This window comes from Pseudomonas sp. 8 R 14 (assembly GCF_900005955.1).
Lineage (GTDB): Bacteria > Pseudomonadota > Gammaproteobacteria > Pseudomonadales > Pseudomonadaceae > Aquipseudomonas > Aquipseudomonas marginalis.
Genome location: NZ_CVTH01000091.1, coordinates 1 through 11,313 on the forward strand (window position 1 = coordinate 1; position 11,313 = coordinate 11,313).

At 62.3% G+C, this 11,313-nt stretch carries 11 protein-coding genes and 1 pseudogene; 7 read left to right on the top strand and 5 right to left on the bottom strand.

Translation table 11 applies throughout. The features are described from left to right. Window positions 1-671: 671 nt before the first annotated feature. Window positions 672-1,589, bottom strand: coding sequence for a polyphosphate kinase 2 (ppk2, locus tag BFQ01_RS29530; RefSeq protein ID WP_065928085.1), 918 nt, complete (start codon window positions 1,587-1,589; stop codon window positions 672-674). Window positions 1,590-1,777: 188 nt separating this feature from the next. Here ppk2 and pstS point away from each other — a divergent pair, with 188 nt between their 5' ends. The 6 genes from pstS to BFQ01_RS29560 all read left to right on the top strand — a co-directional run bounded on the left by pstS (window position 1,778) and on the right by BFQ01_RS29560 (window position 6,957). Beyond that, window positions 1,778-2,806: a phosphate ABC transporter substrate-binding protein PstS gene (pstS, locus tag BFQ01_RS29535; RefSeq protein ID WP_027603516.1), complete on the top strand. Its 1,029-nt coding sequence runs from the start codon at window positions 1,778-1,780 to the stop codon at window positions 2,804-2,806. 74 nt (window positions 2,807-2,880) lie between these two features. After that, entirely contained in the window at window positions 2,881-3,846 is a 966-nt protein-coding gene (pstC, locus tag BFQ01_RS29540; protein ID WP_027603517.1) for a phosphate ABC transporter permease subunit PstC, read from the top strand. Then, complete coding sequence (gene pstA / locus BFQ01_RS29545; RefSeq protein WP_027603518.1) at window positions 3,846-4,757, top strand: phosphate ABC transporter permease PstA; 912 nt, start codon at window positions 3,846-3,848, stop codon at window positions 4,755-4,757. The genes pstC and pstA overlap by 1 nt, the downstream gene beginning before the upstream one ends. 76 nt (window positions 4,758-4,833) lie before the next feature. Beyond that, complete coding sequence (gene pstB, locus BFQ01_RS29550; RefSeq protein ID WP_010210300.1) at window positions 4,834-5,595, top strand: phosphate ABC transporter ATP-binding protein PstB; 762 nt, start codon at window positions 4,834-4,836, stop codon at window positions 5,593-5,595. Window positions 5,596-5,650: 55 nt separating this feature from the next. Next, window positions 5,651-6,349: a hypothetical protein gene (locus tag BFQ01_RS29555; protein ID WP_065928086.1), complete on the top strand. Its 699-nt coding sequence runs from the start codon at window positions 5,651-5,653 to the stop codon at window positions 6,347-6,349. Window positions 6,350-6,405: 56 nt separating this feature from the next. Continuing rightward, window positions 6,406-6,957, top strand: a complete 552-nt coding sequence (locus BFQ01_RS29560; RefSeq protein ID WP_027603521.1) for a hypothetical protein — start codon at window positions 6,406-6,408, stop codon at window positions 6,955-6,957. A 72-nt stretch (window positions 6,958-7,029) separates the two neighbouring features. Here BFQ01_RS29560 and BFQ01_RS29565 read toward each other — a convergent pair whose 3' ends face one another. Beyond that, complete coding sequence (locus BFQ01_RS29565; RefSeq protein WP_053139889.1) at window positions 7,030-7,281, bottom strand: hypothetical protein; 252 nt, start codon at window positions 7,279-7,281, stop codon at window positions 7,030-7,032. 172 nt (window positions 7,282-7,453) lie between these two features. Here BFQ01_RS29565 and BFQ01_RS33125 point away from each other — a divergent pair. Further along, a pseudogene (locus BFQ01_RS33125) lies at window positions 7,454-7,609 on the top strand (C4-dicarboxylate transporter DctA); the annotation flags it as partial. 41 nt (window positions 7,610-7,650) lie between these two features. On the opposite strand, the gene BFQ01_RS29570 reads toward BFQ01_RS33125, so the two are convergent. The 3 genes from BFQ01_RS29570 to BFQ01_RS29580 all read right to left on the bottom strand — a co-directional run. After that, window positions 7,651-7,998 (bottom strand): BrnA antitoxin family protein, encoded by a 348-nt coding sequence (locus BFQ01_RS29570; protein ID WP_065928088.1) that lies wholly within the window; start codon window positions 7,996-7,998, stop codon window positions 7,651-7,653. A 246-nt stretch (window positions 7,999-8,244) separates the two neighbouring features. Then, entirely contained in the window at window positions 8,245-9,585 is a 1,341-nt protein-coding gene (locus BFQ01_RS29575; protein ID WP_065928089.1) for a c-type cytochrome, read from the bottom strand. 16 nt (window positions 9,586-9,601) lie between these two features. Continuing rightward, on the bottom strand, window positions 9,602-11,313 hold a 1,712-nt coding region (locus tag BFQ01_RS29580), incomplete at its 5' end, for a xanthine dehydrogenase family protein molybdopterin-binding subunit (RefSeq protein WP_065928090.1).

The following is an 11,313-nucleotide window of genomic DNA, read 5'->3' on the forward strand; positions in this document are numbered from 1 at the left end:
CTTGTAGTGAGCGGGCTTGCCCCGCGCTGGGCTGCGCAGCCGCCCCAAAACACAGCCCCGGAACTGTCTGGCACACTGCAGCGTTCTTATTGGGGCTGCTACGCAGCCCAGCGCGGGGCAAGCCCGCTCACCACCGGTACGGTGTTCGCTCTAAACTATCCCTGGGTGATAGCCAAGGGCTGGTGTTCAAGGAGGTGGAGCCGGCGCCGTAAGCGCAAACGTTATGGCGAATGGATCTTGTAGTGAGCGGGCTTGCCCCGCGCTGGGCTGCGCAGCCGCCCCAAAACACAGCCCCGGAACTGTCTGGCACACTGCAGCGTTCTTATTGGGGCTGCTACGCAGCCCAGCGCGGGGCAAGCCCGCTCACCACCGGTACGGTGTTCGCTCTTAATTATCCCTGGGTGATAGCCAAGGGCTGGTGTTCAAGGAGGTGGAGCCGGCACCGTAAGCGCAAACGTTATGGCGAATGGACCCTTGTAGTGAGCGGGCTTGCCCCGCGCTGGGCTGCGCAGCAGCCCCAAAACACAGCCCCGGAACTGTCTGGCACACTGCGGCGTTCTTATTGGGGCTGCTACGCAGCCCAGCGCGGGGCAAGCCCGCTCACCACAGGTACGGTGTTCGCTCTTAACTGAACGGCGCGCTCACCACCGGGGAATCTAGTGCGTCCCGCGTTAATAGACCTGCGGCACGATGATTTCCACCGGCGTCGGATTGCGCGAGTAGTCCTCCTGCCTGACCCGTTGCGGCAGCTCGATCACCGGCAGTTCCACTTCTTCATAAGGCATTTGCCCAAGCAGGTGGTGGATGCAGTTGAGGCGGGCTTTCTTTTTGTCGTCGGCCTGCACCACCCACCATGGCGCTTCGGCGATGTGGGTGCGCTCGAGCATGACTTCCTTGGCCTTGGTGTACGCCTCCCAGCGCCGGCGCGACTCCAGGTCCATGGGGCTGAGTTTCCACTGCTTGAGTGGGTCGTGAATGCGGCTGAGAAAGCGCAGGTGCTGTTCCTGGTCGGAAATGGAGAACCAGTATTTGATCAACTGGATGCCGGAGCGCGCGAGCATGCGCTCGAACTCCGGTACAGTGCGGAAGAATTCCTCGTACTGGTCTTCGTTGCAAAAGCCCATGACTTGTTCGACGCCGGCGCGGTTGTACCAGCTGCGGTCGAACAGCACGATTTCACCGGCGGCCGGCAGGTGCGAGACATAACGCTGGAAGTACCACTGCGTCTGTTCGCGGTCGTTGGGCGCGGGCAGTGCGGCGACGCGGCAGACTCGCGGGTTGAGGCGCTGGGTAATGCGCTTGATCACACCGCCTTTGCCGGCGGCATCACGCCCTTCGAACAGGATCACCACCTTGGCGCCGGTCTTGACCACCCAGCTTTGCAGCTTCACCAGTTCGCCTTGCAGGCGGAACAGTTCGCTGAAGTAAATCCTGCGCGCGGCCTTTTCGGGGCTTTCCTCGACGTGCTCGTCGAACAGCGCGTTGAGGTCGTGCCCGTCTTCGGATAATTCCAGTTCCAGCTCTTCGTCACTGTGATCCAGCAGCTCTCGGTGGATGCGCTGGATCAAGGCGTCGTCTACTGCAGACATGGGAGGCACTCGCGTCGTGGGGGAGATGGCAAAGTCTTAGTCGCATTTTGTTACCAACCAATTACATCGAAATACGTGGCTGTGGCGGAAAGACGGGACGAAATAGCGGTTTGCCACCCAATTTTCATAAAAGCGTAACAAAGCTGCTGCAAAGTTCCGGGAGCCCGTAATCACAAGGATTTCCCTGAATGAAACGTCTGATGAAGTCAGCTGCACTCGCCGTTGCGGTTTCTCTAAGTGCCACCTCGGTATTTGCTGCCGAGAACGTCCGTCTGACAGGTTCTGGCGCCAGTTTCCCAGCGCCGATCTACCTCACCTGGTTCAAGGATTTCAGCAAGAAGACCGAAGGCGTCACGGTTGACTACCAGTCCAAAGGCAGTGGCGCGGGTGTACAGGACTTCCTGAACAAAACCGTGGACTTCGCCGCCAGTGACTCGGCCATGAAGGACGAAGACATCGCCAAGGTCGCCGAAGGCGTGCAGTTGCTGCCGATGACCGCAGGCGAAATCGTCCTGGCGTTCAACCTGCCGGGCAATCCTAAAGAACTTAAGTTGCCACGCGATGTGTACTCCAACATCTTCCTGGGCAAGATCACCAAGTGGAACGATCCGCAGATCGTCGCCGCCAACCCTGGCCTGAAACTGCCGGACATGCCGATCACCGTGGTCGTGCGTGCAGACTCCAGCGGCACCACAGCCGTATTCACCAAGCACTTGGCGGCCATCAACCCGCAGTTCCAGAAGGACTTGGGTGAAGGCAACACCGTCAACTGGCCAGCCAGCGACAAATTCATCAAGTCGCCGAAGAACGATGGTGTGACCGCCACCGTACGCCAGACACCAGGCGCGATTGGTTACATCGAATACGGCTTCGCCAAGCTGGCCAAGGTTGACTTTGCCCAGTTGCAGAACAAGGCCGGCAAGTACGTGGTACCTAACGCCGAAAGCGGTGCCGAAGCCCTGGCTGCGGTGAAAATGCCGGAAAGCCTGGTGGCCTGGCTGCCGGACCCGGACGGCGCCAAGTCCTACCCGATCACGTCCTACACCTGGATGATCTTCCGCAAGGACAACGGCAACCCGGCCAAGGCCAAGGCCATGCGTGAAATGGTCGAGTACAGCCTGACCGAAGGGCAGAAAATCGCCGATTCGATGGGCTATATCCCGCTGCCGAAGTCGGTGGTCGATCAGGTTCGTAAAGCGTCCGCCAACATCCAGTAACGCTTGTGAGGCCTCTCTCGGCGGGCGCTGTCAGCCCGGCCGGGAGGGTTACCCCCCTGTTCCGGAATTAGCCAATGAACACACCGTTTGTCGTACCGGGTAACCCGGATTCTGCCTGCCAGCCACCTTCTGCGAAGGATTTCCTGGTTGATCGCACCTTCCGTGCGCTTGCACGAATAGGCGTGGTTCTGGTGCTGGCGTTGGTGTTTGCCCTGGTGTTCGAAGTCGGGCGCAAGGCCCTTCCAGGCATGGAAAAGCACGGCTTTGACGTGCTGCTGGGCAGCGTCTGGGATGTCAACCAAGGCAAGTACGGCATTCTGCCGGCCATCTGGGGCACGCTCTACAGTGCCTTTATCGCGTTGCTGATCGCAGGTGTTTTCGGCGTCAGCATGGCGATTTTCCTCACCCAGGATTTTTTGCCGGCGAAGCTGGCGGCGGTGTTTCGTACCATCGTCGAACTGCTCGCGGCCATCCCCAGCGTCGTTTACGGCCTGTGGGGCATTTACGTGGTCATCCCGGCGATCCGGCCGTTGACCGCATGGTTGAACACTGAACTTGGCTGGATTCCCTTTTTCGGCACGTCCCTGAGCGGGCCGGGGTTGCTCCCGGCGGCGCTGGTGCTTGCAATCATGATTCTGCCGACCATCGCCGCCGTGTCGCAGGATGCGCTCACCGCCGTGCCGATGAAAACCAAGCAAGCCGCCTACGGCATGGGGACCACCCACTGGGAAGCGATTCTCAAGGTGATGGTGCCGTCCGCCGCCACCGGCATCTTCGGTTCCCTGGTCTTGGGCCTGGGCCGCGCACTCGGTGAAACCATGGCCCTGGCCATGCTGGTGGGCAACGCCAACAACATCTCTCTGTCGCTGTTCGCCCCGGCCAACACCCTGGCGGCCTTGCTGGCGCTGAACTTCCCCGAAGCCGGGCCGAACGAGATCGAAGTACTGATGTACGCCGCACTGGTGCTGATGTTGATCACGCTGATCGTGAACATCTTCGGCTCCATGATCATGATGTACGCCCAACGGGGTAATAAGTGATGACTGACCTCACTGCTGCAACCGACCTGACGTCCCCCGCAGGCGCAATGCCCAGCCTTCAGCGCCGGTTCGAAGGCCGTGCCCTGCGCAGCCTGGTGTTGACCACCCTGGTCTGGGCGGGCGCGCTGCTGGCCAGCGTGCCGCTGATTTCCGTGCTCTACATGCTCATCACCCGCGGCGGTGCGCGCCTGAGCCTTGAAGTGTTTACCGAGCTGCCACCCACCGGTTTCGAGACCGGCGGCGGTTTCGGCAACGCGATGGCCGGTACCTTCGTGATGGTCGGCATTGCCGCTGCCATCGCCGTGCCGGTCGGCATCATGGCGGCAATCTTCCTCGCCGAACTGGGCCCGGACAGCAAGCTGGCGAACGCCGCACGTTTTGCCGCGAAGATGCTCACCGGCCTGCCGTCGATTCTGGCCGGTGTGTTTGCCTACGCCCTGGTGGTGATGACCACCGGCACCTACTCGGCCCCGGCCGGTGGTGTGGCACTGGCGGTACTGATGCTGCCGATCGTGGTGCTGACGGCTGAAGAGTCGATGCGCATGGTGCCCAAGATCATGAAGGACGCCGCCTACGGCATGGGCTGCACCCGCTCCCAGGTGATCTGGAAAATCGTCCTGCCCACCGGCCTGCCGGCAATCCTCACCGGCGTGATGCTCGCCGTGGCCCGCGCCGCCGGCGAAACCGCGCCGCTGTTGTTTACCGCGCTGTTCAGCAACTACTGGATCTACCACGACGGCAGCCTGGCGGTGATGAACCCGACGGCCTCCCTGGCCGTGCTGATCTACAACTTCTCCGGCATGCCCTTCGACAACCAGCTTGAACTCGCATGGGCGGCGTCGCTGGTACTGGTAATGATCGTGCTGGTCGTGAATATCGTGAGCCGTATCTTCGGCAAGCCAAAGTATTGAAAACGGGAGCATCTGAATCTTGAACGTATCAACTGCGCAAATAGCCGCTCCGTTTGTCACCCAGGCGCCTGTGGTCATGGACTGCAAGCTGGACAAGATCTTCTACGGCAACTTCATGGCCGTGCGTGACAGCCATGTGCCGATCGAAAAGAACAAGATCACCGGCTTCATCGGCCCTTCCGGTTGCGGTAAAAGTACCGTGCTGCGTAGCCTCAACCGCATGAACGACCTGGTCAAGGGCTTCCGTTTCGAGGGCCATGTGCACTTCCTTGGCCAGGACGTCTACGGCAAGGGCGTGGACCCGGTGGTCGTGCGCCGCTACATCGGCATGGTGTTCCAGCAGCCGAACCCGTTCTCGATGAGCATCTTCGACAACGTCGCCTTTGGCCTGCGCCTGAACCGCTACAAAGGCGACCTGGGCGACCGCGTCAAGCACGCCCTGCAAGGCGCCGCGCTGTGGGATGAGGTCAAGGACAAGCTCAAGGTCAGCGGCCTGTCGCTGTCCGGTGGCCAGCAGCAACGCCTGTGCATCGCCCGCGCCATCGCCACCGAGCCGGAAGTGCTGCTGCTCGACGAGCCGTGCTCGGCGCTGGACCCGATCGCCACGCGCCGGGTCGAGGAGCTGATGGTCGAGTTGAAGAAGGACTACACCATCGCCCTGGTGACCCACAACATGCAGCAGGCCATCCGCGTGGCCGACACCACGGCGTTTTTCTCGGTGGATATTTCCCAGGGCACGCGCACCGGCTATCTGGTGGAAATGGGCCCGACGGCGCAGATCTTCGAGAACCCGCGTGAACAAATGACCGGGGACTACATCAGCGGCAAGTTCAGCTGATGCCCCTGCGGGAGCTGGGATGCTCCCGTATTTTCCACTGCTTATGGGAATGCCGATGCCTGCAACACGACGCCTTGATTTGCCCGCGATTGAACGCGCACTGCGTGAGGTGCAACAGCGCTTTGCCGAGCTCAGCCGGGACTTTACCGAGCCGCGCGACCCGTTGACCGACGAAGTGCTGCACAACGTGCTTGAAGGCTACGCGCTGATTGACGACTATGTCGCGCGGGGCGTCGACCTGTTCGACCTGCAGCAGCTGGACCTGATGCTGGAGATCAACGCCACCGTGCTCTGTGGCAGCGACCCTTCACGGCGCCTGGAATACGCCCACCACCTGGCGGCGACCGAAGAACACTTCTTCAACAATGTCGAAGGTGGCATCAAGGACTTGTACAACTGGTACTGCGCGTACCGCAGTGAATCAGTCTGGAAGCGCGCCGCCGGGGTGTATGTACGCATCCTCAGCAAGCCGCAGCTGTTCATTGAAGGCAACAACCGCAGCGGTTCGCTGATCGTCAGCTATTTGCTGATGCGTGCAGGCCTGCCGCCGTTCGTGCTGACGCTGGAGAACGCCGAGGGCTACTTCAACCCCTCGTCGGTGATCCGCAACTCAGCCAAACATGGAGTCAAGGCGTTGTACGAATTGCCCAAGATCAAGAAAAAATACGCCGCCTTCCTGGAAGAACAGGCGCCGGATCCGCACAAGTTTTTTCTCAAGGGCCCGCGCCAGCCCGTTTTTCAAGGAGGCCATTGATGAGCGGTTCTCCGGTATTCGCCAGGGCAGGGCGGGCCCTCCAGCGCATCCTGCCGATGCAGCAGCGCCCGCGTATCCGTATTTCCTTCGATATCGACGACACCCTGGCCTGCCAGCTGCACCACTGCGACGTTGAGCCGAGCCGGCTGCCGGCCTGCGTGCACCGTTGGCTGGGTGAGCCCTTGCGGATCGGCACGCGCTCCCTGACCCGCGAGCTACGCCGCCAGGGCTGCAGCATCTGGGTCTACACCTCGTCCGGTCGCACGCCGTCGTATATCCGCCGCTGGCTGATGCTCTACGGCATCCGCGTCGACGGCGTGGTCAACAGCGTGCTGCACAACCATGCCCTGACGGCACGCGGGCTGTCGAACGCACCCTCGAAATTCCCCCCGGCCTTCGACATCGACCTGCATGTGGATGACTCCGAAGGCGTGCGCAGTGAAGGCCATGACCACGGTTTTCGCGTGGTAGTGGTGGACCCTCAGGACGAAAACTGGGCGCAGCGGGTGTTGGAGGCCGTAGCGCAGGTCCAGGCGCAGTTGGCCTGGCAGCAGCCGCTCCGGTACAAAAAGACAACACGGCAGCGCGCGGAGGTTTTTTCTTCCTGAGGCGCTGTGAAAACCCAGAAAAGCCACTCGAACGAGTGGCTTTTTTGTCTTGCCGCAGCGCCCCGAGCGGCCTCAGTCGGAGCGCGCAGCCTCCATGCCGCGCCGGATCCGCATCAGGTCCTGATACGCCTCGGTGCGCTTTGCATCGGCTATCTGTTTCGCTTCGGTAAAGCGCAGCCAGTCACCGGCGTCGGCCAAGCTGCTGCCTATGATGGCGTAGGCCTGTGTTTCCAGGCGGTCGGCCTCGTAGAACAGTTCGGTGTTCCTGGCCAGCTCCGCTTCCCAGCCGGTTTGTTTTGACGCTTCACGCCTATTCGCTGCCATGGCCTTCACCCCAAGGTCGTCATGTGCGAGCGAAGAGAGCAGGGGCCTGGTCGAGGCCGCCGGGTTCGTTGCTCGCGTAGGAGCGACACGAGCCGTTCTCGTGTCTGATAAGTCCTTCAATGTTGATGGATAAACGTGGGGGTTCGTTCAAATTAGTTCGGGGGGCGGGCGCACCCTCGGCTCGATCTATGTGATACCGGCAGCAGGCCTGGTGCTGATACTGGGCGTCTACCGGTTTATCTCCGAAGGCGGCGCGCTGATCAATGTGATCGGCAACGGCGTGGCCACCCTGTTCATTGCCCGCTGGGATGGGGCGCTGGACCGTTAGCCACTCAAGCGGGAGTTGGGGTAGGTCGCAGAAAGCCTTGGTCAATCGGCCAGTTTGGCTGTGCCCAGCACGCGATTCAACTCGCCAGCGACAGCGATGAGTTGTTGTTCCAGTGCTTCAACCTCAGAAAGGCTAATGCCGCTGTTGATAACTTGCAGGGTTTTAGCCCGCTTCTTTGGGGCGGGCGCCAGATTGTGTGCGTGTTGCGAAATCAACGCCTGACGCAACAGATTGTTGATCACGGTTTGATAGCCCGTACCGGCGCTTTCTGCGCGTTCACGGGCAGCATCGATAACCGCATCGTCAAGCATGATGGTGATGCGGGTCTTGCCTTTGTTGCTGGCGACAGCACCGCGTTTGCCGTGGGTGAAATCGTATTCGTCTTTCAAGGTCCAAGCCTCCAGGTACCGACACGGTTCATTTCTTGAGGCGAGTTTGGCGCTGATAATGGCTGATCCGCCATATAGATTGATTCTGTTTTAATTGTCAGAAGAGGCGAACTTGAATGTGCGAATAGTCTGGACAGGTCAACGTGCACGGGGTCAGTTCAAGACTGCGTTTGTTCACATTGCCCCTTTATTCCCCGGCATGCTCATTTCACTGCCCACGCCGGGGAAAAGGTCGGGACGCTACCTTCAACGCATATGCAAAATAATCGGACTGCTGCTCGCCGGGTCGGTATGCCCGCGCAGCTTGCCGACTGCCTTGGCGTCGACCGCGTCAGCGTGGTTGCCCCAGGTGCTGCGGACGTAGGTCAGTACCTGGGCGATTTCCGCATCGGACAGTTGCTCACGAAACGCCGGCATGCGGTAGGCGTCCGGTACGCCGGCGGCGACTACCCGCTGTGAGCCGTTGAGGGTGATGTTGATCGCCGAGGCACTTTCCTTGGCCAATGCCGAGGTGGCGCCGGCCAGGGGCGGCATCCATTCGGGCTGGCCCTTGCCGTCCGGGCCATGGCAGGAGGCGCAGCGGGTCGCGTAGGTGTGGGCACCGGGGACGTCCTGGCGTGTATCGGCGGCTACGTACTGCCAGGGCGTGCCGTCACGCTGTGGGTCGCCGGGCAGTGACTTGAGGTAACGGGCGATGGCGGCCAGGTCGGCGTCTTCCATGAACTGCGTGGAGTTGTTGAAGGCTTCGGTCATCGAGCCGTAGACCACCGAATGGGCGTTGCGCCCGGTCTTGAGGAACTGCACGATCTGCGCCTCGCTCCAGCGCCCCAGGCCGGTGTTCGGGTCCTGGCGCAGGCTCGGTGCGTACCAGCCGTCGAGCAGGGCGCCGGCGAGGAACGGCTTGCCGGATTCGTCCAGGGCTTTTTCGTTGAAGGCCAGGCCGCGCGGTGTGTGGCAGCTGCCGCAGTGGCCAGGGCCTTGGACGATGTAGGCGCCACGGTTCCATAGCGCGTCCTGATTGGGTTTGGCCGCGTAAGTGGCGGTCGGCGCGAAGAGGCCGTTCCACAGGGCGATGGGCCAGCGCAGATTGAGCGGCCAGGGAATATCGCTGGGGATGTTGGGCTCGTTGGCCGGTTGTACGCCTTGCATGAAGAACGCATACATCGCGCGGATATCGTCGTCGCTGAGCTTGGCGTAAGACGGGTAGGGCATCGCGGGGTAGAGCCGGCGGCCGCCCGGTGCTACGCCGTGGCGCACTGCACGGTCGAAGTCGGCGAGGCTGTAGGTGCCGATGCCGTGGGTGCGGTCCGGGGTGATGTTGGTGGCGTGAATGGCGCCCAGCGGCGTGGCCATTTCCAGGCCCCCGGCGAAGGGCGCCTTGCCCGGCAGGCTGTGGCAGGCGACGCAGTCACTGAGGCGGGCGACATATTCGCCGCGACTGACCTGTGCGGGGTCGACGCTGGCGGCTTGTTCCTGCGCGAACGGGGTGGCGGGCTGGCGGGTGACATACCAGGCCAGCAGGCCGGCGGCGACCAGGCAGGGCAGCACCAGCCAGCCTGCGGTTCTTGCGAATCGACGGTTGTTCATGGGCGGTCTCGCTCGGTTAGCTGAAGGTGTGTCGGCTTAATGGCAGGCTGCGAACACGCTGGCCGGTCAACTGCGCTACCGCATTGACCACGGCCGGCGCCACAGCGGGGAGCGGAGGCTCACCGATGCCGCCCATCTTCTCGCCACTCTCGACGATCTTTACGTGCACCTGCGCCATCCGTGAGGGCGGCAAGATTGGGTAAAGGTCGTAATTGCGCGCTCGTGGTTTACCGTCCACGTACACCGCTTCTTCCAGCAAGGTTTGCGAGAGCCCCAGGGCCACCGCGCCATTGACCTGAGCTTGCACAATCGCCGGGTTGACGATGCTGCCGGGGTCGATGGCTTCCCAGATGTGGTGGACCTTGACCTGGCCGTTTTCAATCGACACTTCCGCGATCACTGCCGCGTGGGAGCCGAACGGCGAGGCCATGGCCACGCCACGGGCGCGCCGGGTACCGTCTTCGGCAGTGTAGGGGCCCCGTTTCCAGCCACCGGACAACTCGCCCACGGCCTTGAGCAGGGTGGTCAGCCGTGGGTTGTCGCGCAGCAGGTGCAGGCGCAGCTCATAGGGATCGCGGCCGCCTTTGTCCGCCAGCTCATCAAGGAACGCTTCGTAGAAGAAGTCATTCAGCGAATTGCCCACCGAACGCCAGTAGCCGAGCATGGCCGGGCCCTTGACGTAGATCTGCGCGATGCGTTTGTTGGGGATGGCGTAGCTCTTGCCCGACAGGCCTTCAAGGGCGGTGGGGTCGAGTTTTTCGCCCTGCTTGCCGGCGATGGCCTCGGTGGGGCCTTCGGTGGCGCTCACCGCTTCGATCGCCACCGGCAGGCCGTCGGCGTCCAGCGCGGCGCGGAACTTGACCACCGCCACCGGGCGCAACACGTCGCGCAGGAACTCTTCCTCACGGCTCCAGATCAGCTTGACCGGACGGCCCACCGCCTTGGCCAATGCAATCGCCTGGGGGTAGGGGCTGGCCGAGTCATACAGGAAGTGCCGGCCGAAAAAACCGCCCAGCAGCGGCGAGTGCAGGGTCACTTGCGCAGGGTCGAGCCCGGCGCGCTTGGCGATGTCGGCGCGGAACATATCGGGCGCCTGGTTGGGCAGCCAGATCTCCAGCGAACCGTCGGGGTTGAAGCGCGCCAGGGCTGACGGCGGCTCCAGTTGGGCATGGTTGAGGTACTGGTTGTGGTAGGTAGCCTCGACCTGGGTCTTGGCGTTTTTCAACGCGCCGGCCACATCGCCTTCGTTCTCGTCGTCACGGGCCGGACCTTGCTGGGCCGCGAGAAAGTCGCGAAAGCCGTCGCTGGAAAAATCCGCGGGCATGCCGCGCACTTTTGAGTCGGCCGTCGGTTCCTGCCAGTCGACCTGGATCGCCTCCACCGCACGCTTGGCGTGCCACCAGCGTTCGGCCACCACGGCTACCGCACCGGGCAGCACATGCACCGAGTGCACGCCTTTCATGGTTTCGACCTGGGATTGGTTACGCAGGCTGCCCACGGTCATGCCCAGGCGCGGCGCGTGCTGCACGGCGGCGTGGAGCATGCCGTCGACCTTGATGTCGATGCTGTACTGCGCCTTGCCGGTGGATTTGTCATAGGCATCCAGGCGCTTGACCGGCTTGCCGATCCAGCGGAACTGGCTCGGGTCGCGCAGGGTGATGCTGGCCGGGTCGGGCACCGGCATGTCCAGGGCGCGGCCGGCCAACTCGCCGTAGCCCAGGGAGCGCC